Annotated in this window: 20 protein-coding genes; 15 read left to right on the forward strand and 5 right to left on the reverse strand. The window is 68.2% G+C overall.

The features are described 5' to 3' along the window. Positions 1–38 precede the first annotated feature (38 nt). Positions 39–836: a phosphatase PAP2 family protein gene (locus tag N5D30_RS12860; protein WP_279909308.1), complete on the forward strand. Its 798-nt coding sequence runs from the start codon at positions 39–41 to the stop codon at positions 834–836. 1 nt (position 837) lies between these two features. Here N5D30_RS12860 and N5D30_RS12865 read toward each other — a convergent pair whose 3' ends face one another. Then, entirely contained in the window at positions 838–1,224 is a 387-nt protein-coding gene (locus N5D30_RS12865; RefSeq protein ID WP_279909309.1) for a S4 domain-containing protein, read from the reverse strand. A gap of 134 nt (positions 1,225–1,358) precedes the next feature. Between N5D30_RS12865 and N5D30_RS12870 the strand changes: the two genes are divergently transcribed. Beyond that, positions 1,359–1,793, forward strand: a complete 435-nt coding sequence (locus tag N5D30_RS12870) for an ATP-dependent zinc protease (RefSeq protein ID WP_279909365.1) — start codon at positions 1,359–1,361, stop codon at positions 1,791–1,793. Then, a complete protein-coding gene (gene rimK / locus N5D30_RS12875) occupies positions 1,790–2,695 on the forward strand; it encodes a 30S ribosomal protein S6--L-glutamate ligase (protein WP_220815705.1) in 906 nt (301 codons plus the stop codon). Before N5D30_RS12870 ends, rimK begins: the two co-directional genes overlap by 4 nt. Before the next feature lie 150 nt (positions 2,696–2,845). Here rimK and N5D30_RS12880 read toward each other — a convergent pair whose 3' ends face one another. After that, on the reverse strand, positions 2,846–4,159 hold the full coding sequence (locus tag N5D30_RS12880) for an ATP-binding protein (protein ID WP_220815704.1): 1,314 nt from the start codon (positions 4,157–4,159) through the stop codon (positions 2,846–2,848). A gap of 79 nt (positions 4,160–4,238) precedes the next feature. Further along, positions 4,239–4,970 carry a two-component system response regulator OmpR gene (gene ompR / locus N5D30_RS12885; protein WP_220815703.1) on the reverse strand — a complete coding sequence of 244 codons (732 nt, stop codon included), beginning with the start codon at positions 4,968–4,970 and terminating at the stop codon, positions 4,239–4,241. A gap of 174 nt (positions 4,971–5,144) precedes the next feature. Between ompR and N5D30_RS12890 the strand changes: the two genes are divergently transcribed. From N5D30_RS12890 to N5D30_RS12905, 4 genes are all read left to right on the forward strand, one after another. Next, positions 5,145–7,493, forward strand: a complete 2,349-nt coding sequence (locus tag N5D30_RS12890) for a Tex family protein (RefSeq protein ID WP_279909310.1) — start codon at positions 5,145–5,147, stop codon at positions 7,491–7,493. A 3-nt stretch (positions 7,494–7,496) separates the two neighbouring features. Continuing rightward, the gene (locus tag N5D30_RS12895; protein WP_279901598.1) at positions 7,497–7,883 is read left to right on the forward strand and encodes a PaaI family thioesterase; all 387 of its coding nucleotides are present in this window, start codon (positions 7,497–7,499) and stop codon (positions 7,881–7,883) included. A 224-nt stretch (positions 7,884–8,107) separates the two neighbouring features. Next, positions 8,108–9,694: a glutamate--cysteine ligase gene (gshA, locus tag N5D30_RS12900; RefSeq protein ID WP_279909311.1), complete on the forward strand. Its 1,587-nt coding sequence runs from the start codon at positions 8,108–8,110 to the stop codon at positions 9,692–9,694. A 184-nt stretch (positions 9,695–9,878) separates the two neighbouring features. Further along, complete coding sequence (locus tag N5D30_RS12905) at positions 9,879–10,076, forward strand: ribosome modulation factor (RefSeq protein WP_220815985.1); 198 nt, start codon at positions 9,879–9,881, stop codon at positions 10,074–10,076. Between the two features lie 215 nt (positions 10,077–10,291). Here N5D30_RS12905 and argA read toward each other — a convergent pair whose 3' ends face one another. Further along, on the reverse strand, positions 10,292–11,590 hold the full coding sequence (gene argA / locus N5D30_RS12910) for an amino-acid N-acetyltransferase (RefSeq protein ID WP_279909312.1): 1,299 nt from the start codon (positions 11,588–11,590) through the stop codon (positions 10,292–10,294). 113 nt (positions 11,591–11,703) lie between these two features. Then, on the reverse strand, positions 11,704–12,843 hold the full coding sequence (gene argE / locus N5D30_RS12915) for an acetylornithine deacetylase (protein ID WP_220815987.1): 1,140 nt from the start codon (positions 12,841–12,843) through the stop codon (positions 11,704–11,706). A gap of 166 nt (positions 12,844–13,009) precedes the next feature. On the opposite strand from argE, the gene N5D30_RS12920 reads away from it, so the two are divergent. From N5D30_RS12920 to N5D30_RS12955, 8 genes are all read left to right on the forward strand, one after another. Continuing rightward, a complete protein-coding gene (locus N5D30_RS12920; RefSeq protein ID WP_279909313.1) occupies positions 13,010–14,482 on the forward strand; it encodes an inorganic phosphate transporter in 1,473 nt (490 codons plus the stop codon). A 140-nt stretch (positions 14,483–14,622) separates the two neighbouring features. Next, positions 14,623–15,231 (forward strand): serine acetyltransferase, encoded by a 609-nt coding sequence (locus N5D30_RS12925; RefSeq protein ID WP_279909315.1) that lies wholly within the window; start codon positions 14,623–14,625, stop codon positions 15,229–15,231. Beyond that, a complete protein-coding gene (locus N5D30_RS12930) occupies positions 15,228–16,592 on the forward strand; it encodes a CYTH domain-containing protein (protein WP_279909316.1) in 1,365 nt (454 codons plus the stop codon). The genes N5D30_RS12925 and N5D30_RS12930 overlap by 4 nt, the downstream gene beginning before the upstream one ends. Before the next feature lie 96 nt (positions 16,593–16,688). Next, on the forward strand, positions 16,689–18,473 hold the full coding sequence (locus N5D30_RS12935) for a GspE/PulE family protein (RefSeq protein ID WP_220815991.1): 1,785 nt from the start codon (positions 16,689–16,691) through the stop codon (positions 18,471–18,473). 42 nt (positions 18,474–18,515) lie between these two features. Next, entirely contained in the window at positions 18,516–19,442 is a 927-nt protein-coding gene (locus N5D30_RS12940) for an SPFH domain-containing protein (RefSeq protein ID WP_220815992.1), read from the forward strand. Continuing rightward, positions 19,439–19,885 (forward strand): NfeD family protein, encoded by a 447-nt coding sequence (locus N5D30_RS12945; RefSeq protein WP_279909317.1) that lies wholly within the window; start codon positions 19,439–19,441, stop codon positions 19,883–19,885. Before N5D30_RS12940 ends, N5D30_RS12945 begins: the two co-directional genes overlap by 4 nt. A 60-nt stretch (positions 19,886–19,945) precedes the next feature. Then, entirely contained in the window at positions 19,946–21,010 is a 1,065-nt protein-coding gene (locus tag N5D30_RS12950) for a GGDEF domain-containing protein (protein WP_279909318.1), read from the forward strand. Between the two features lie 87 nt (positions 21,011–21,097). Then, positions 21,098–21,424: a DUF2388 domain-containing protein gene (locus N5D30_RS12955; protein ID WP_279909319.1), complete on the forward strand. Its 327-nt coding sequence runs from the start codon at positions 21,098–21,100 to the stop codon at positions 21,422–21,424. Positions 21,425–21,583 lie beyond the last annotated feature (159 nt).

Consider the following 21,583-nt stretch of genomic DNA (forward strand, 5'->3'; position numbering starts at 1 on the left):
ACGCCCCTCGCCCCCGTAACTAAAGGAAGAGGTATCTCATGGACAAAACCCCACGCATCCAGGCCGCCTGGCGATGGCCGGCGTTCCTCGGTCTGCACCTGCTGGCCCTCGCATTGCTGGCGAGCTGGGTGCCAGAGGCCGGTCGCCAGGTGTGGCGCGAGGCCGGCACCCATTTCTTCCTGGCCCTGCACGGCACCCTCGGCCACAGCGCCCTGTGGGATGCCCTGTGGGCGCTGTGCAGTACGCGCCTGTGGGACATCCTGGTCGGTGCGCTGATGCTCGCCCTGCTTCTGCATCACGGCTGGGCGTTCCGCGGCGCCGAGAGCCGCCGCGCGCTGTTCCACGTGCTCGCGCTGATGCTGATCCTGGTGCTCCTGCGCACGATGTTCAGCAAGCTGGTCGGGCATATGCACTGGCAGCACGCCAGTCCGTCGGAGCTGATCCCCGGCAGCTATCGGCTCAGCGACGCCTTCCCCGGCCTGGAGCGAGTCTTCGAGGTGAAGGACCGTTCCAGCCGCAGCTTCCCCGGCGACCACGCCTCGGTGCTGTTCGTCTGGGGCCTGTTCATGGCCTGTTTCTGCCGCGGCTGGAAGCTGTGGGCCAGCCAGGCCCTGGTGCTGTTCTGCACCCTGCCGCGCCTGATGGCCGGCGCGCACTGGCTGGAGGACGTCGCCGTCGGTGGCGTGCTGCTGGCCGCACTGGCCTTCGCCTGGGGCTACTGCACGCCGCTGGCCGGCTTCGTCGCCGCCGGCCTGGAGCGCTGCAGTCAGCCGCTGCTGCCCTGGCTGCAGCGGCTGCCGGCAGTGGGCCGCTGGGGCGTGCTGCAGCGGCGCTGAGTCAGTCGCGCAGGCCGAGGATCTGCCGGCGCTGCTTCTTGTTCGGCCGGCCCTCGGTCTGCACGCCCAGCGCGCCGGCCTTGCGCAGGGCGGCGGCCTCCTCGCGGCGGGCGATGCTGTCGGCGGTTTCCTCGTAGAGCAGCTGCGCCTCGGGCGCGCCGCGGCGCACCACGGATAGCGCCCGCACCACCACGGTCCGTTCGTCGAAGCCGGCGCGGATCACGTACTCGTCACCCACCCTGGGTTCCTTGCCGGGCTTGCAGCGCTCGCCCCGGCAATGCACCTTGCCGCCCTCGATGGCCTCCTTGGCCAGCGAGCGGGTCTTGTAGAAGCGCGCGGCCCACAGCCACTTGTCCAGGCGCACCTTGTCGTCGTCTCTGTCGCTCATGCTCGTTCCGCGAAATCTTGTCGATCAAGGTTCGAATCTTGCCTGATGCCGTTGTCACATGGCACAGCTAAACTCCTGCGAATTTCCCGGGAAAGCCTGCATTGAAGACTTTCGACCATCTCTCTGTGATCGGCCTGCGCGAGTGGATCAACCTGCCCGAACTGGGCATGATCGGCCTGCGCGCGAAGATCGACACCGGCGCCAGCACCTCGACCCTGCACGCCAGTGACATCGTGCCCTTCGAGCGCGACGGCGTGCGCTGGGTGCGCTTCACCGCCCACTTCGGCACCCTGGTGCAGCGCCGCCATCCGTGCGAGGCCAAGGTGGTGACGGTGAAGACCATCAAGAGCTCCAACGGCCAGGCCCAGACCCGCTACGTGATCACCACCACGCTGGCCATGGGTGATCGCAGCTGGGCGGTGGATTTCACCCTGGCCTGCCGCAAGACCATGCGCTACCGCGTGCTGCTCGGCGCCCACGCTCTGATCGACGGCCAGCTGGTGGTCAACCCCGCGCTCACCTACGTCCAAGACAAACCCCAGTTCCCTCTCGCCTCCGGTGCCCAATGAAGATCGCCATTCTGTCGCGCAACCCGCGTCTCTATTCGACCCGTCGCCTGGTGGAAGCCGGCGTGCAGCGCGGTCACGAGATGGTGGTGATAGACACCCTGCGCGCCTACATGAACATCGCCAGTCACAAGCCGCAGATCCATTACCGCGGCAAGCCCATGGAGGGCTTCGACGCGGTCATCCCGCGCATCGGCGCCTCGGTCACCTTCTATGGCTGCGCCGTGCTGCGCCAGTTCGAGATGCAGGGGGTGTTTCCGCTCAACGAGTCGGTGGCGATCAGTCGCTCGCGGGACAAGCTGCGCTCGCTGCAACTGCTGTCGCGCAAGGGCATCGGCCTGCCGGTGACCGGCTTCGCCCACTCGCCGGACGACATTCCCGACCTGATCCAGATGGTCAACGGCGCGCCGCTGGTGATCAAGGTGCTGGAAGGCACCCAGGGCATCGGCGTGGTGCTGTGCGAGACGGAGAAGGCCGCCGAGTCGGTGATCGAGGCCTTCATGGGCCTGAAGCAGAACATCATGGTGCAGGAGTACATAAAGGAAGCGGGCGGCGCCGACATCCGCTGCTTTGTGGTCGGCGACAAGGTGATCGCGGCGATGAAGCGCCAGGCCAAGCCCGGCGAGTTCCGCTCCAACCTGCACCGCGGCGGCGAGGCCAGCCTGATCAAGATCACCCCGGAAGAGCGGATGACTGCCATCCGCGCGGCCAAGGTCATGGGGCTGTCGGTGGCCGGGGTCGACATCCTGCGCTCCAACCACGGGCCGCTGGTGATGGAGGTGAATTCGTCGCCGGGCCTGGAGGGCATCGAGACCACCACCGGCAAGGACGTGGCCGGCATGATCATCCAGTATCTGGAGAAGAACGCCATGCCGGGGCAGACCCGGACCAGGGGCAGAGGCTGAAGCTCCCTCTCCCCTTGGGAGACGACTGCATGGATGCAGGAGGTAGGGCGACGCAGGATGCCAAAGCCGAGGGCTGGGGTGAGGGTGCCGCCAGCCACTCGGAATTGCCTGGAAAACTCTCACCCACGCAGGGAGAGGGGTTGATGCAGCCTAGCTGGCGTCGCGCGGCAGCAGCAGGCCCAGCGGCAGGCAGATGCGCGCCTCCAGGCCGCCGCCGGAGCGGTTGCGCAGCTCCACGCTGCCGCCGTGCAGGGCGGCGATGCGCTTGACGATGGCCAGCCCCAGGCCGGTGCCCTTGCCGCCACGGGCGCGGTCGCCACGGATGAAGGGGTTGAAGATCTCGCCCATTTCCTCCTGGGCGATACCGGGGCCGCGGTCGAGCACGCTGAGCACCACGTAGGGCGCGCTCTCGTCCCCGGCCAGGCTGGTCACCACCTCGACGTTCTGGCCGCCGTAGCGCAGGGCGTTGTCCAGCAGGTTGACCAGCAGGCGCTTGATCGACACCCGGCGCAGCGGGAACGCCGGTACCCGCTCCAGGCACAGGCGCACCCGGTCTTCCTGCTGGTTGTAGGGCGCCACCACCTCGCGCACCAGCTCGTCGAGCAGCAGCGGCTCGGTCCGCTCGTCGCGGCCGTCGCGGATGAAGGCGAGGAACTGGTCGAGGATGGTGTCCATGTGCTCGATGTCGCGGACCATGTCCTCGGTCATCTCGACGTCGCCGCCGAGCATTTCCAGCGATAGGCGCAGTCGGGTCAGCGGCGTGCGCAGGTCATGGGAGACGCCGGCCAGCATCAGCTCGCGCTCGCGCGCGCCCTGCTCGATGTCCTCGGCCATCTGGTTGAAGGCGCGGTACACCTCGGTCATCTCGCTCGGCGTGTCGCTCACCGGCAGGCGCACGCTGCGCCCCTGGCCGAACTGCCGGGCGGCGAACACCAGGCGCTTGAGTGGCGCGTTGAGCTGGCCGACGAAGATCCAGGCGGCCGCCGTGGACAGCAGGCCGATGCCGAGGAACCAGCCGAGCACGCTCCAGATCCGCTGCCCGCGCAGCGGGTAGGGATAGAGCGGCACCTTGAGCCAGTCCGGCCCCAGGCTGGGCGCCCGCACCCAGAGCGCCGGCGGGCTCTGCACGCGGACGCGCACCTCGGTGTCCGCGCCCAGCTCGGACTGCATCTGGCGCAGGAACACTTCGGAATAGGGCCAGTGCTGCTCGGTGGCCGGCACCTTGTCGGCCGAGACCCGGGTGAGGGTCGCCGCCTCGGCGATGTGCGCCCGGTCCTCGGGCTCGGCCGCCCAGTAGGCGCGCAGGGTCAGCGCCGCGCCGTGGCTGTACTGGCGGTCCACCAGCATGTCCTCGTTCATCATCAGGTAGACGAGGGTCAGCGCCTTGGAGAACAGCACGACGACCAGCACCAGCCAGAGCGTGCGGGCGAAGAAGCTTTGTGGAAACCAGAGGGGGGTTTTCATGGCGCGCGGGAACATCTCGTAGGAGCGAGCACCGCTCGCGAATCAGGCCAGGCTGGAGCTTCGCGAGCGGCGCTCGCCCCTACTTGTTGCCATCAGGCACGAAGACGTAGCCCACGCCCCAGACGGTCTGGATATAGCGTGGCTTGGACGGGTCCGGCTCGATCAGGCGGCGCAGGCGGCTGATCTGCACGTCGATGGAGCGCTCCAGGGCATCCCATTCGCGGCCACGGGCCAGGTTCATCAGCTTGTCCCGGGTCAGCGGTTCGCGGGCGTGCTGGACCAGTGCCTTGAGCACGGCGAATTCGCCGGTGGTGAGCATGTGAACCTCGTCGCCCTTCTTCAGCTCGCGGGTCGCCAGGGACAGCTCGTAGTCGCCGAAGGTGACGGTCTCGTCCTCGCTGGCCGGAGCGCCCGGCACCACCGGCGACTGGCGGCGCAGCACGGCCTTGATCCGCGCCAGCAGCTCGCGCGGGTTGAACGGCTTGGCCAGGTAGTCGTCGGCGCCGCCCTCCAGGCCCTGGATGCGGCTGGCCTCGTCGCCCTTGGCGGTGAGCATGATGATCGGCATCTGGTTGTTCGCCTCGCGCAGGCGGCGACAGGCGGAGAGGCCGTCCTCGCCCGGCAGCATCAGGTCGAGCACCAGCAGCTGGAACAGTTCGCGGGCCAGCAGGCGGTCCATCTGCTCGACGTTCTCCACGGCGCGCACGCGGTAGCCCTGCTCGCTTAGGAAACGCTCCAGCAGGCGGCGCAGGCCAGGGTCGTCGTCGACGATGAGGATCTTTTCGCCTTCGGCGGCGGGTGTGCTGCTCATGTTCTCTCCTGTCGGTCCAGGTGGGGCGGCATTATCGCCCAGTGCCGGGTTGCGGCGGCCCGTCCATTGTTAGCAGATTTTTCCCCGAACGGTTCCCAATGCTTTCCGACCCGGTGTTTATAATGCGGCGCTTTCGCGTCGGCACCGGCGTGGTTCTTCTGTCAGGTAGGGTTCATGGATAGCATCAACAAGCGTATCGCCGCCGAGCTCGGCGTCCTCCCGCAACAGGTCGCCGCCGCCGTGGCCCTGCTCGATGAAGGCTCCACCGTGCCCTTCATCGCCCGTTACCGGAAGGAAGTGACCGGCAGCCTGGACGACACCCAGCTGCGCCACCTGGAAGAGCGCCTGCGCTACCTGCGCGAACTGGACGAGCGCCGCGCCGCGATCCTCGCCAGCATCGAGGAACAGGGCAAGCTGACCCCCGAACTGACCCGCGAGATCAACGAGGCCGACACCAAGACCCGCCTCGAAGACCTCTACCTGCCGTACAAGCAGAAGCGCCGCACCAAGGGCCAGATCGCCCTGGAGGCCGGCCTCGGCGAACTGGCCGACGCGCTGTTCGGCAATCCCGAGCTGAACCCGGAAACCGAGGCCGCGCGCTTCGTCGACGCCGAGAAGGGCTTCGCCGACGTCAAGGCCGTGCTGGAAGGCGCCAAGTACATCCTCATGGAGCGCTTCGCCGAGGACGCCAGCCTGCTCGACAAGCTGCGCTCCTTCCTCAAGAACGAGGCCACCCTCAGCGCCCGCGTGGTCGCCGGCAAGGAGGCCGAGGGCGCCAAGTTCAGCGACTACTTCGAGCACGACGAAGCCCTCAAGGGCGTGCCGTCGCACCGCGCGCTGGCGATCTTCCGCGGGCGCAACGAGGGCATCCTCGGCGCCAGCCTCAAGGTCGGCGACGAGGCGCCGGGCACGATGCATCCCTGCGAGCTGATGATCGCCGAGCGCTTCGGCATCGAGCAGCGCGGCCGCGCCGCCGACAAGTGGCTGGGCGAGGTGGTGCGCTGGACCTGGAAGGTCAAGCTCTACACCCACCTGGAAACCGACCTGCTCGGCGAGCTGCGCGAGAAGGCCGAGGACGAGGCGATCACCGTGTTCGCCCGCAACCTGCACGACCTGCTGCTGGCCGCTCCGGCCGGGCCGCGCGCCACCCTGGCGCTGGACCCGGGCCTGCGCACCGGCTGCAAGGTGGCCGTGGTCGACGCCACCGGCAAGGTGCTGGAAACCGCCACCGTCTACCCGCACGCGCCGCGCAACGACTGGGACGGCACCCTGGCCATCCTCGCCAAGCTGTGCGCCAGGCACGCGGTGGACCTGATCTCGATCGGCAACGGCACCGCCAGCCGAGAGACCGACAAGCTGGCCGGCGACCTGATCAAGAAGCTGCCGGGCCTCAAGCTGACCAAGGTGATGGTGTCCGAGGCCGGCGCCTCGGTGTACTCCGCCTCGGAGCTGGCCGCCCGCGAATTCCCGGACATGGACGTGTCGCTGCGCGGCGCCGTGTCCATCGCCCGCCGCCTGCAGGACCCGCTGGCCGAGCTGGTGAAGATCGACCCGAAATCCATCGGCGTCGGCCAGTACCAGCACGACGTGTCGCAGCTCAAGCTGGCGCGCTCGCTGGACGCGGTGGTCGAGGACTGCGTGAACGCCGTCGGCGTCGACGTCAATACCGCCTCCGCCGCCCTGCTGGCGCGCATCTCCGGCCTCAACGGCACCCTGGCGCAGAACATCGTGCAGTTCCGCGACGCCAACGGCGCCTTCGCCTCCCGCGCCGACCTGAAGAAGGTGCCACGCCTGGGCGAGAAGACCTTCGAGCAGGCCGCCGGCTTCCTCCGCGTGATGAACGGCGACAACCCGCTGGACGCCTCCGCCGTGCACCCGGAGACCTACCCGCTGGTGCAGCGCATCGCCGCCGACACCGGCCGCGATGTGCGTTCGCTGCTCGGCGATTCCAGCTTCCTGCGCAGCCTCGATCCCAAGCGCTTCACCGACGAGAGTTTCGGCCTGCCGACCGTCACCGACATCCTCAAGGAACTGGACAAGCCCGGCCGCGACCCGCGCCCGGAGTTCAAGACCGCCGAGTTCCAGGACGGCGTCGAAAGCCTCAAGGACCTGCAGCCGGGCATGGTGCTGGAGGGCGTGGTGACCAACGTCACCAACTTCGGCGCCTTCGTCGACATCGGCGTGCACCAGGACGGCCTGGTGCACATCTCCGCGCTTTCCGAGAAGTTCGTGAAAGATCCCTACGAAGTGGTCAAGGCCGGCGACATCGTCAAGGTGAAGGTCATGGAAGTGGACATCCCGCGCAACCGCGTCGGCCTGTCCATGCGCATGAGCGACACCCCCGGCGAGAAGGTCGATGGTCCGCGTGGCGGGCAATCCCGGGGCGGGCAGTCCCATGGCGGTAACCGTGGCAACGGTGGCAACCAGCCGCGCAGCGAGCGCCACTCCAGCCAGGACAAGCCGGCCCCGGCCAACGCCGCCATGGCCGCGCTGTTCGCCAACGCCAAGCAGTTGAGGAAGTGAGCCATGAGTGAAGCGTCGCCGGTCGGCCAGGACAGCAACTTCAGCAAGCTGCTCGGCATCCGCATCGAGAAGGCCGAGAACGGCGAATCCGTGCTGCGCATGAGCATGCAGGAGCACCTGCTCAACCTGCACGGACGCATGCACGGTGGCGCGCTCTACTCGCTGATCGACACCGCCCTCGGCCAGGCCAGCCACAGCCTGTTCGGCGGCGAGGCCGGCAGCATGACCCTGGAGTGCAAGGTCAACTACATCCGCGGCGTCGAGGCCGGCGAGGTGGTCTGCCACGCCCGCGTGCTCAACGCCGGGCGCAAGGTGCACGTGCTGGAGGCGCGGGTGGAACAGGGCGACAAGCTGATCGCCACAGCCCAGGCCACGTTCATCTGCAAATAAGCCATGGCTGCGCACAAGCCCTCTCCTCTTGGGAGAGGGCGCAATGAGTCGCGCCCAACCACCCTCACCCCCGGCCCCTCTCCCACAGCTTCAGGATTGCGCCGCGCGCCCGGGCGGCGCATCCTCCCCTTCCGGTCAGGCGACAGCGTCCGTCCGTACCCCACTTGCAGTGTGGCGGCTCCACCCCCATATAGGGGCGACCGTCGAGTGAAGGAACAAGAATCTTGAGCGATCGCATCGAACGCCGCCTGGCTTTGCTCGGCGAGGCCGCCCACCTGCCCCTGCTCACCCGGTGCCTGCACGGCATCGAACGCGAGACGCTGCGCGTCGACGCGAACGGCCGGCTGGCGCAGACGCCGCATCCCCGCGCACTGGGCTCGACGCTGACCCACGCGCAGATCACCACCGACTATTCCGAGGCCCTGCTGGAGTTCATCACCCCGGCCGAGCCGGACCCGGCCGACACCCTGGCCGATCTCGACCGCATCCACCGTTTCGCCGCCGACCGACTCGATGGCGAGTACCTGTGGAGCCCGTCGATGCCCGGCCTGCTGCCGGACGAGGCGGACATCCCGATCGCCCGCTACGGCAGCTCCAACATCGGTCGCCTGAAGTACGTCTATCGCCAGGGCCTGGCCCTGCGCTACGGCAAGACCATGCAGTGCATCGCCGGCATCCACTACAACTTCAGCCTGGCCGAGGGCCTGTGGCCGCTGCTGCAGAAGCTCGACGGCGACACCCAGGCCCCGCGCGACTACCAGTCCGCCGCCTACATCGCGCTGATCCGCAACTTCCGCCGCTACAGCTGGCTGCTGATGTACCTGTTCGGCGCCTCGCCGGCGCTGGACGCCAGCTTCCTGCGCGGCCGCCCGCACCAGCTGCAGCAGCTCGACGCCGACACCCTCTACCTGCCCTGGGCCACCAGCCTGCGGATGAGCGACCTGGGCTACCAGAGCAGCGCCCAGTCCGGCCTGACGCCCTGCTACAACGACCTGGCCAGCTACACCGAGAGCCTCCGCGCGGCGGTGGCCACGCCCTACCCGGCCTACGCCGAGATCGGCACCAAGGACGCCAGCGGCGAGTGGCTGCAGCTCAACACCAACATCATCCAGATCGAGAACGAGTACTACTCGAGCATCCGCCCGAAGCGCGTCACCTACTCCGGCGAGCGCCCGATCCAGGCCCTGATGAGCCGCGGCGTGCAGTACGTGGAAGTGCGCTGCCTGGACATCAACCCCTACCTGCCGCTGGGCATCGACCTGGACCAGGCGCGTTTCCTCGACGCCTTCATCCTGTTCTGCGCCCTGGCCGACAGCCCGCTGCTGGCCAGCGGCGAATGCTGCTCCTGCACCGAGAACTTCCTCAAGACGGTCAAGGAAGGCCGCCGCCCGAACCTGCACCTGCAGCGCGACGGCCAACAGGTGGAACTGCGGACCTGGGCCGGCGAGCTGCTCGACGCCTTCGCCCCCATCGCCGCCCTGCTCGACCGCGCCCATGGTGGCGACGCCTACCAGACCGCCCTGCACCTGCAGCGACGCAAGGTGGAAGACACCAGCCTGACGCCCTCGGCGCGGGTGCTGGCCGAGCTGCAGGCGACCGGCGAAAGCTTCCGCCAGTTCGCCCTGCGCCAGAGCAAGGCCCACGCCGAGGCCTTCCGCGCCCGGCCGCTGAGCGCGGAGGAGCGGGCGGCGTTCGAAGCGGCGGCGAGCCAGTCGCTGGCCGAGCAGGAGGAACTGGAACGGGCCCCGGCCGGCGACTTCGACACCTTCGTCGCGGCGTACCAGGCGAGCATCCTCGGCATCAGCGTGTGAAGGCCGCGCGCCGGAACACCGGCGCGCGGCAAAGGCTCTGCAATCAATGACCTGGCGGAAAGCAGGGTTTCTTTGCGGCAGCCCGTCACAAATCCGCCACGACGACCGTTCGGCCCTGACCAGCGGCACGCCGACCGCCCTGCCACGGGCTAGCCTGTGTGGAAACCCGTATTGGCAAACCGCCATGACGCCCGCAGCAGACAATCACGACTGGAGCCTGGAGAGCCTGAACAAGGCCTACCAGCAAGGCTACATGGCCGGCCTCACCGGCCAGCCCCAGCACGCCCAGCCCTACCCCGCCGAAGTGCTGGCCGCCGCCTGGGAGGCCGGCTGGGACGACGGCAACGAGCAGTTCAAGCAGCACCAGCGCCGCAGCGCCTGACACCCCGCCACATCCGTAGGAGCGAGCTCTGCTCGCGAAGCCTTTCGCCGTTGATGTTCGCGAGCAGAGCTCGCTCCTACGGTCTCCGGCGACGTCGGAACTCGTGGCTCTTCGTTATTGCCCGCGGTCACGTAGGGCGGGTGCAACCCGCGTGACCGACACCATCGCGTGTTTCACCCGCCCTACCGTGGGGTGCACCGTGCACACCGGAGCCCCTACAGGGCCTTCTCGAATATCTTCGAATTGCGCTGGTAGTTGTACAGCGAGGCGCGCGCGGCCGGCAGGCGTTCCACGCCGCTGGACTCGAAACCGCGCTCCTGGAACCAGTGCGCGGTGCGGGTGGTGAGCACGAACAGGGTCTTCAGCCCCAGCGCCCTGGCCCGCTCCTCGATGCGTTCGAGCAGCTCGTCGCCACGGCCGCCGTGACGATACTCCGGGTTGACCGCCAGGCATGCCAGCTCGCCGGCCTCAGAGTCGGCGATCGGGTAGAGCGCGGCGCAGGCGATGATCAGCCCGTCGCGCTCGACGATGCTGAACTGGCCGATCTCCCGCTCCAGCACCTCGCGGGAGCGGCGCACCAGGATGCCCTGGTCCTCCAACGGAGTGATCAGCTCGATCAGGCCACCGACGTCCTCGATGGTCGCCTCGCGCAGCGACTCGAACTGCTCCTGGTCGACCAGAGTGCCGCCGCCGTCGCGGGTGAACAGCTCGGTGAGCAGCGAGCCATCCTCCATGTAGCTGACGATATGGCTGCGCTTGACCCCGCCCCGGCAGGCCTGGGCGGCGGCGTCGAGCAGCTCGGCCTGGTAGCAGCTGCCCAGGCGCGCCAGGTGCGCCGGCACCTGCTGCGGACGCAGCTCGCGCACCAGCTTGCCACTGTCGTCGAGCAGGCCGCGCTCGGCGCTGAACAGCAGCAGCTTGTCGGCCTGCAGGTCGATGGCGGCGCGGGTGGCGACGTCCTCGCAGGCCAGGTTGAAAATTTCACCCGTGGGCGAGTAGCCGAGCGACGACAGCAGCACGATGCTGCGCTCGTCGAGCAGGCGGCCGATGCCCTTGCGGTCAACCCGGCGCACCTCGCCGGTGTGGTGATAGTCGATGCCGTCGACCACGCCGATCGGCCGCGCGGTGACGAAGTTGCCGCCGGACACGCGCAGGCGCGAGCCCTGCATCGGTGAGGCGGCCATATCCATCGACAGGCGCGCCTCGATGGCGATGCGCAGGCTGCCGACCGCGTCGATCACGCAATCCAGGGTCGGCCCGTCGGTGATGCGCAGGTCGCGGTGGTAGTGCGGGATCAGCCCGCGCTCGGCCAGGCGCGCCTCGATCTGCGGGCGCGAGCCGTACACCAACACAAGGCGCACGCCGAGGCTGTGCAGCAGCACCAGGTCGTGGACGATGTTGCCGAAATTCGGATGTTCCACACCGTCGCCGGGCAGCATCACCACGAAGGTGCAGTCCCGGTGGGCGTTGATATAGGGCGAAGCGTGGCGAAGCCAGTTGACGTAGTCGTGCATTGAGAAGCCTGTGAGCAAGGACGGACGAGCGATGTTTTGCCTCTCCACCAGCGGAGAAGAAGGTCGGTCTAGCGTCGTCGCAACATCGGTGCTCCCCTTGTGGGCCGGACGGGTTACAGGCAGTAGTGCTGGATCAGCTGGCGCAGCAGCGCCACGGTCGGTTCGATGCGCGCCAGCTCGAGGAATTCCCCCGGCTGGTGGGCGCAGGCGATGTCGCCCGGGCCGAGGACGATGGTCTCGCAGCCGAGTTGCTGAAGATACGGGGCTTCGGTGCCGAATGCCACCGACTGGGCTGCATGCCCGGTCAGCTTTTCCGCCAGGCGCACCAGTTCGCTGTCGGCGGCTTGCTCGAAGGGCGGCACGTTGGCGAACAGCGGCGCGTAGTCGATCTTCACCTGGTGCCGCTCGGCCAGCGGCCGCAGCTTGCCGCGGATGGCCTCGCGCAGCTGCTCCGGGTCCATGCCCGGCAGCGGGCGCAGGTCGAATTCCAGCGAGCACTGGCCGCAGATGCGGTTGGGATTGTCGCCGCCGTGGATGCAGCCGAGGTTGAGGGTCGGCTGCGGCACGCCGAACTGCGGGTTGCTGAACTCGCGCTGCCACTGGCCGCGCAGGTCGCGCAGCGCGCCGATGGCGTCGTGCATCGCCTCCAGGGCGCTGTGGCCGAGGCTCGGGTCGGAGCTGTGGCCGCTCTGGCCGAGGATGTCGATGCGCTCCATCATCACGCCCTTGTGCAGGCGCACCGGCCTGAGCCCGGTCGGCTCGCCGATCACCGCCGCGCGGCCCAGCGGCCGGCCGGCCCTGGCGAGGGCGCGCGCGCCGTCCATGGAGCTTTCCTCGTCGCAGGTGGCGAGCACCAGCAGCGGCTGGCGGAACGGGTGGTCGAGCAGGCCGCGCACCGCCTCGATCACCAACGGGAAGAAGCCCTTCATGTCGCAGACGCCGAGGCCGACCCAGCGGTCGCCCTCCGCCGTCAGCCGAAGCGGGTCGCTGCGCCACAACGCGGCGTCGAACGGCACGGTGTCGCTGTGGCCGGCCAGCACCAGGCCGCCGGGGCCGCTGCCCAGGGTCGCCAGCAGATTGGCCTTGCCCGGCGCCACGTCCTGGATCTCGCAGGCGAAACCGAGGTCGCCCAGCCAGGCCGCCAGCAGCTCGATCACCGGGCGGTTGGACTGGTCCCAGTGGGGCTGGGTGCAGCTGACCGAGGGAGTGGCGATCAGTGCGGCGAGCTGGTCCTGCAGAGAGGGAAGCGGCATAGGAATCTCCATGATCTGGCCCCCATCATAGAGACGCGGGCGCGCCCTGCAAACGCGGTCGGGATTCGACCTTTCGTCCGGGCCGACATGAGCCGAAACGACCGTTCGAGCAGAAGCCGCTGTCATCTGGCATACTTCGCGCCCCTTTTGCGGTCATGAAAACGTCATGTTCGAACTATTCAGCGGGCTGGATGTGTGGGTTGCCATCAGCCTGATCCTGGCTCTGACCTTTGTCCTGGCCTTCGAATTCATCAACGGTTTCCACGACACCGCCAACGCGGTGGCCACGGTGATCTACACCAAGGCGATGCCGCCGCACCTGGCGGTGATCGCCTCCGGCATCTTCAACTTCCTCGGCGTGGTGCTGGGCGGCGTCGGCGTCGCCTACGCCATCGTCCACCTGCTGCCGGTGGAGCTGCTGATCAACGTCAACACCAGCCACGGCCTGGTGATGGTGTTCTCCCTGCTGACCGCGGCCATCGCCTGGAACCTGGGCACCTGGTACTTCGGCATCCCGGCCTCCAGCTCGCACACCCTGATCGGCTCGATCCTCGGTGTCGGCCTGGCCAACGCCCTGCTCACCCACATCTCCCTGGCCGACGGCGTGAACTGGCAGAAGGCGATCGACATCGGCCTGAGCCTGCTGCTGTCGCCGCTGGCCGGCTTCGCCGTGGCCGGCCTGATCCTGATCGGCCTGCGCCGCGCCTTCGCGGAATCGAAGATGCATGAGACGCCCGAGAGCCGTAAGGAGATCAAGGGCAAGAAGAAGCCGCCGTTCTGGAACCGCATGGTGCTGATCATCTCGGCCATGGGCGTGAGCTTCGTGCATGGCTCGAACGACGGCCAGAAGGGTATCGGCCTGATCATGCTGGTGCTGATCGGCATCGTCCCGGCCAAGTTCGTGCTGGACCTGAACAGCACCACCTACCAGATCGAACGCACCCGCGACGCCACCGTCCACCTGCAGCAGTTCTACCAGCGCAACCACGACGCGCTGAGCGAGTACCTGTCGCTGGGCAAGCCCGGCAACACCGAACTGCCCAAGCAGTTCCGCTGCGACGCCAAGCTGACCGAGGCGACCATCGCCGCCCTGATGACCGACCTGCAGGGCGTCACCGACTACAACCAGATGGATCACGAGAAACGCACCCAGGTGCGCCGCTACCTGCTCTGCCTGGATGACACCGCCAAGCGCGTCAGCAAGCTGGACAACCTGCCCAAGCGCGAGAAGGCGGACCTGGACAAGCTGCGCAAGGACCTCACCGCCACCACCGAATACGCCCCCACCTGGGTGATCTTCGCCGTGGCCCTGGCCCTCGGCATCGGCACCATGGTCGGCTGGAAGCGTGTGGTGCTGACCGTCGGCGAGAAGATCGGCAAACAGGGCATGACCTACGCCCAGGGCATGAGCGCGCAGATCACCGCCTCCATCGCCATCGGCCTGGCCAACGTCTACAGCCTGCCGGTGTCCACCACCCACGTGCTGTCGTCCGGTGTCGCCGGCACCATGGTCGCCAACAAGAGCGGCCTGCAGTTCGGCACGGTGCGCAACATCCTGATGGCCTGGGTGCTGACCCTGCCGGCCACCATCCTGCTGTCCGCCGGCCTGTTCTGGCTGGGCGTGCAGCTGTTCGTGTAGGCGCCGCCGGCGCCACGCGACGAGGCCGCCCCCGGGCGGCCTCTTCGTTCCAGCCCCAGCCACCTACCCAGCCCGGCGTTGCCCTGTACACTGGCGGCTCGGGGCGGCGTGGCGACGAGACAGAGGCGGATCAACCAGCGATGACTTTCCAACAACTCAGGCGCTACTGGCACATCGAGCTGCTGGGCGGCGCCCACAAGCGCTTCTCCTGGCGCCGGCTGCGCGCCAAGTACGTGCAGCGCTCGCGCTACCGCTACCTGTTCTGGTTCCGCTTCGCCCAGTACCTGCACAGCAGCCGCTCGAAGTTCCTGCGCAAGCGTGCCGAGCGCCTGGCGGACCGCATCGCCGAGCGCTTCGGCATCGAGATCGCCCTCGGCGCGCAGATCGGCGAAGGGCTGTTCATCCCTCATCCGGTGGGTATCGTGATCACCCGCAAGGCCGTGATCGGCAAGAACTTCAGCATCTTCCAGAACACCACCATCGGCCAGAAGAACGACGACAGCGCGCCCATCCTGATCGGCGACAACGTGACCGTCGGCGCCAACGCCTGCATCATCGGCCACGACCTGCGCATCGGTAACAACGTCACCATCGCGGCGGCCGCCTTTGTCAACAAGGACATTCCCGACGACCACCTGTTCGTCACCCGCTACGCCTCGGAGCTGATCGAGCCCCGCCAGGGCGCTACCCTCATCAGCACGCGCCATTCCCGCCAGGCACAACAGCCGCAACCGACGAAACCCGCATGAACAAAGAAACCGAGATCAAGCTGCGCGCCAGCCGCGAAACCCTCGCCGCCCTGCGCGACCACCCGCTGTTGAAGAAGCGCAACAAGTCCGGCTGGCAGACCCACGAGCTGTTCAACCAGTACTTCGACACGGCGGCCCGCGACCTGGCCGGCGCCCGCGTCGCCCTGCGCCTGCGCCGCGACGGCGAGCAGTACATCCAGACCCTGAAGAGTCGCGGCCAGAGCGTGGCCGGGCTGTCCGAGCGCAACGAGTGGGACTGGTACCTGAAGAAGGCCAAGCTGGACCTCAAGCTGCTTGGCGACGACTGCTGGCCGGCCAGCCTGGCCGAACTGGACAAGAAGAGCCTGCAGCCGATCTTCACCACCGATTTCGTCCGCCAGAAGGCGGAGATCGCCTGGGGCCGCGGCAAGGCCAAGACGGTGATCGAGGCGGCCCTGGACCTGGGCAAGGTGGTCGCCGGCGAGGGCGAGGAAGAAATCTGCGAACTGGAACTGGAACTGCGCGAAGGCGAGCCGGCGGCCCTGCTGGAACTGGCCTGCGAGCTGGCCGCCGACCTGCCGCTGATGCCCTGCGACATCAGCAAGGCCGAGCGCGGCTACCGCCTGTTCGACTCCGCCAGCTACAGCCTGAGCCTGCCGCCGCCCGCGCTGCACGCCGAGATGGCGCTGGACGACGCCTTCGCCGCTCTCGCCTGGCACCTGCTCGGCAGCAGCCAGCGCCTGGCCGAGCAATACCGCTTCAACGGCCACTGGAAGCTGCTTGAGCAGTGGCTGCAACAGCTGGTCGACCTGCGCGCCCTACTCGGCAGCCTCGGCCAGGCCGCGCCGCGCGCCTCCAGTCGCGAGCTGCGCGAGGCGCTGGACGCCCTGCTGGCCGACTGGCGCCCGCGCCTGGCCGCCGGCCGCGACGACGAGGCGCTGCGCCACAACGCGCCGGCCATGTTCGCCGGCGAGCTGCAGGGCAACCGCTGGGGCCTGCTCTCCCTGCAGCTGTCGCGCTGGCTGCTGCAGCGCGGCTGGACGGCCGGGCGCAACTCGCGCGGCGAGCGCCAGGGTGCGGCGGCGCTGGGCAACTGGCTGCCGACCCTGCTGGGCGAGGAGGCCGAGGGCCTGCGCCTGAAGCACTACCAGCAGTTCCCCGAGGCGCTGGCCGAACAGCTGCCGCGCATCGAGCGCATCCAGGCCTGGCTGCGCCTGGCCCGCCAGGCGCTCGAACTGCCGGAGCTGGACCGCCTGTACGGCGAACTGGCCAAGCTGGAGGCCCTGGCCAGCCGTGGCAACGATGCCGAAGTGCTGGCCGCTCGCCAGGCACAGGCCCATACTGTGGCGACGCTCAAACCCTGGAAGCTGCTGCTGAAATAAGCTGCTCGTCCCGCAGTGGGAGCAGAACTTGTGGGAGCGGCCCTGGCCGCTCCCGCGCACCCAGCGGGCATCCAGTCAGAACAAAAAGGGAGCTCCATGTCCGCCTTCGCCTCGCCAGCCCAGGATCGCTGGCTCGACCTCAACGACATCCTCCGCGAGCTGGTGGCCCAGGGCCGGATCGCCCAGGAGCAGGCCGAGCAGTGCATGGTATTGCGCCGCGCGTCGAGCAACGCGCAGCTGCACCCGCTGGAGTTCATCGCCGCCCAGCAGATCGACGACCTGCAGCGGCCCGACCGCAAGCACGACCTGGAAGGCCTCACCGTGTGGCTGGCCAACTTCGCCGGCCAGCCGTACCTGCGCATCGACCCGCTGAAGATCGACGTGGCGGCGGTGACGCCGCTGATGTCCTACGCCTTCGCCCAGCGCCACAAGATCCTCGCCGTGGCGGTGGACAGCGAGACGGTGACCATCGCCAGCGCCCAGCCGTTCGTACATGGCTGGGAAGGCAACCTGACCCACGTGCTCAAGCGCCCGATCAAGCGGGTGGTGGCCAACCCGGCGGACATCCAGCGCTTCACCACCGAGTTCTACCGCCTGGCCCGCTCGGTGACCGGCGCCACCTCGGTGGACCAGAAGATCAGCGGCGTGGGCAACTTCGAGCAGTTGCTCAACCTCGGCGCCCAGGACCAGGAGCCGGACGCCAACGACGCGCACATCGTCAACATCGTCGACTGGCTGTTCCAGTACGCCTACCAGCAGCGCGCCAGCGACATCCACATCGAGCCGCGCCGCGAGGCCGGCACCGTGCGCTTCCGCATCGACGGCGTGCTGCACAACGTCTACCAGTTCCCGCCGCAGGTGACGATGGCCGCGGTCAGCCGCCTGAAGAGCCTCGGGCGGATGAACGTGGCGGAGAAGCGCAAGCCCCAGGATGGCCGGATCAAGACCCGCACCCCGGACGGCGGCGAGGTCGAGCTGCGCCTGTCGACCCTGCCCACCGCCTTCGGCGAGAAGATGGTGATGCGCATCTTCGACCCGGAGGTGCTGCTCAAGTCGTTCGACCAGCTGGGCTTCTCGCCGGAGGACCTGCGCCGCTGGGAGAGCATGACCTGCCAGCCCAACGGCATCATCCTGGTCACCGGCCCCACCGGCTCGGGCAAGACCACCACGCTGTACACCACCCTCAAGCAGCTGGCGACCGAAGAGGTGAACGTCTGCACCATCGAAGACCCGATCGAGATGATCGAGGGCGCCTTCAACCAGATGCAGGTGCAGCACAACATCGACCTGACCTTCGCCAGCGGCGTGCGCGCGCTGATGCGGCAGGACCCGGACATCATCATGGTCGGCGAGATCCGCGACCTGGAGACCGCCGAGATGGCCATCCAGGCGGCGCTCACCGGCCACCTGGTGCTCTCCACCCTGCACACCAACGACGCGCCCAGCGCTATCAGCCGCCTGCTGGAGCTGGGCGTGCCGCACTACCTGCTCAGGGCCACCCTGCTCGGCGTCATGGCCCAGCGCCTGGTGCGCACCCTGTGCCCGCACTGCAAGGCGCCGGTGGCGCTGGACGAGGACGACTGGCAGAGCCTGACCAAGCCCTGGAACGCGCCGCTGCCGACCCAGGCGCACTGCGCCGTCGGCTGCCTGGAGTGCCGCGAGACCGGCTACCGGGGCCGCGCCGGCGTCTACGAGATCATGCTGCTGAACGACAGCATCAAGCCGCTGATCACCGCCGACACCGACCTCATCGCCCTGCGCCGCGCGGCGTTCAAGGACGGCATGCGCAGCCTGCGCCTGTCCGGCGCGCAGAAGGTCGCGGCGGGTCTGACCACCATCGAGGAAGTGCTGCGGGTCACCCCGCAGAGCGAACAGAAGTAACCACCGGGCCCCACGCCGGCCCGCACAGAAAGGGAGTTTTCCATGGAAGTCGGTAGCGTGATCTTTCTCTTCGTCGCCCTGGCCGTGGCCGTGGTGTTCATGGGCTTCAAGGTGGTCCCGCAGGGCTACGAGTGGACGGTGGAGCGCTTCGGCCGCTACACCAACACCCTCAAGCCCGGCCTCAACATCATCGTGCCGGTGATGGACCGCATCGGCCGCAAGCTCAACGTCATGGAGAGCGTGCTGGACATCCCGCCGCAGGCGGTGATCAGCGCTGACAACGCCATCGTGCAGATCGACGCGGTGTGCTTCTTCCAGGTGATCAACACCGCCCAGGCCGCCTACGAGGTGAACGACCTGGAGCATGCCATCCGCAACCTGGTGATGACCAACATCCGCACCGTGCTCGGCTCCATGGAGCTGGACTCCATGCTCAGCCAGCGCGACGCGATCAACGAGCGCCTGCTCAAGACGGTGGACGAGGCCACCGCGCCCTGGGGCATCAAGATCACCCGCATCGAGATCAAGGACATCAGCCCGCCAGCCGATCTGGTCGAGGCCATGGCCAGCCAGATGAAGGCCGAGCGCCTCAAGCGCGCGCAGATTCTCGAAGCCGAGGGCTCGCGTTCCGCGGCCATCCTCACCGCCGAGGGCCACAAGCAGGCGGAAATCCTCAAGGCCGAGGGCGAGCGCGCGGCTGCCTTCCTTGAAGCAGAGGCGCGCGAACGGGCGGCCCAGGCCGAAGCCGAGGCGACCCGCATGGTGTCCGACGCCATCGCCAGCGGCAACGTGCAGGCGGTCAACTACTTCGTCGCGCAGAAGTACGTCGAGACCCTCGGCCAGCTGGCCTCGGCCAACAACAGCAAGGTCATCCTCATGCCGCTGGAGGCGAGCCAGGTGATCGGCGCGGTCGGCGGCATCGGCGAGATCGTCCGCGCCACCTTCGACAGGGACGGCAAGAAAGCATGATCGCCTACCTGCAGCACCTGTCGTTCTGGGACTGGCTGGCCTTCGGCACGGTCCTGCTGATCCTCGAGGTGTTCGGCGCCGGCGGCTACCTGCTGTGGATCGGCGTCGCGGCGGCGGCGGTCGGCGTTCTGACCTATCTTTTCCCCGAGTTGCCCTGGACCTGGCAGTTCATCGTGTTCGCCCTGCTCTCGGTGCTCACCGCGGTGTTCTGGTGGCAGCGCCAGCGCAGCGCCGCCAAGCCCTCGGACGTGCCGGGGCTGAACCGCCGGGGCAGCGAGTTCATCGGCCGCACCTTCGTCCTGCACGAGGCGATAGTCGACGGGCGCGGCAAGATCAGGGCCGGCGACACGCTGTGGCTGGTCAGGGGCAGCGACCTGCCCGCGGGCAGCACGGTGCGGGTCACCGGCCAGGACGGCGTGCTGCTGATCGTCGAGCCCGCCTGAAGCTTTTCCAGCCGTGCCGCTCCGCGGCCGCCAACGGTGCACAACGAGAGAACGCCGGGCATGCAAAAGCGGCAACCGCGACCGCCGAGGGAGAGCAGCCATACCGGGCTGGAGGACAGCGACCGGCGCTCGCTGCTGCGTCTGATCTTCAACGCCACCGCCCTCAGCATCGGGGCGTTCTCGGTGCTGCAGTTCAGCTCCGGCAACGTCCTGTTCGCCAGCCTCGAGGTGATCGCCTGCCTCGTCCTGCTGGCGGCCGGCCACGGCATCCACGGCGCCCGGCGCCTGGAGCTGTGGATCTACCTCTACCTGCTGCCGACCTTCGCCTTCATCCTCTACATCAGCCTGATGCCCCAGGCTTCGTCCACCGCCTTCGTCTGGGTCTACCTGATCCCGGTGCTGTCCTACCTGATGCTCGGCAAGCGGCGGGGCATGCGCCTGGCGCTGCCGTTCATGCTGCTGGCTCTGGTGCTCTACTACCTGAGGTACCCGCTGCCGCAGTCCGCGCTGGCCTGGATCGACGCCGGCAACGCCATTCTCTGCGGCGCCCTGATCGTGGTCTTCGTCCACCTCTACGAGACCCGCCGCGCCGCGGCCTTCGCCGAGCTGCAGCACCAGGCGCAGACCGACCAGCTGACCGGCGCCGACAGCCGCGGCCATTTCAAGCAGGAGCTGCGCCGAGCACTGAAGGACGCCGGCCGCAGCCAGAGCCCGGTGGTCCTGGCGCTGCTCGACATCGACCACTTCAAGAGCGTCAACGACCGCTACGGCCACGACGCCGGCGACCACGCCCTGCGCCACATCTGCGACCTGCTGTACCGGCGCCTGCGCACCACCGACAACCTGGGACGGCTCGGCGGCGAGGAATTCGGCCTGCTGCTGCGCAACACCGACGCCGCCGGCGCGCTGCCGCTGCTGGAATCGCTGCGCCAGCTGATCTGCGATCAGCCCCTGGAATACGCCGGGCAGACCATCGAACTGGCCGCCACCTTCGGCCTCGCCGAATGGCCCCGCGACGGCCATACGCCGGACGAGCTGTACCGCTGCGCCGACTGGCGCCTGTACCAGGGCAAGCAGGCGGGCCGCAACCGGGTCGTTGGCGAGACGCAGGCCGAGCTATCCTGAAACCTGCCGCCTCGTTCGAAAGGTGGAACTCCCGGTAAAACCACAGGCTCAGAATTCTCAGGACTCGCCGCCAAAGGAGCAGCCAGCATGCGCACCCGCCAAACCCTCGCGACCCTCGCCCTGATCGCCCTTCCCCTCGGCCCGGCCATGGCCGACGGGGGCTTCTGGCGCGACGTCATTTCCTCCGGCGCCACCACCGCCTCCACCTACCTGACCTTCAAGGACAACAAGGAGGTGATCGCGGCGCGCGACGACGCCAGCGCCTTCATCGCCAGCGGCGGCCAGATCCGCGGCGCCCACCTGGAAGCGGCGCTGCAACGAGCGCGCGCCGACCATCCGCAACTGCAGGCCAGCGACGAAGAGCTGGCCCAGGCGCTGCTGGTGCAGCCGACGGGCCACGAAGCCACGCGCTGATTCGTCGCCCTCTACGAACCCGTTAAGTACTGCATACCTTGTGTGGGAGCGGATTTATCCGCGAATTTCGCGGCCAATCGGAATGCCGCCCAGCCGCTCCCACATAAAAGCAGGATTGCGCCACCAACAGGTAACGGATACATCACCTACGAAAACGCC

Origin of the sequence: Pseudomonas sp. GD03875 (assembly GCF_029840585.1) — a bacterium.
Classification (GTDB): Bacteria; Pseudomonadota; Gammaproteobacteria; order Pseudomonadales; family Pseudomonadaceae; genus Aquipseudomonas; species Aquipseudomonas paralcaligenes.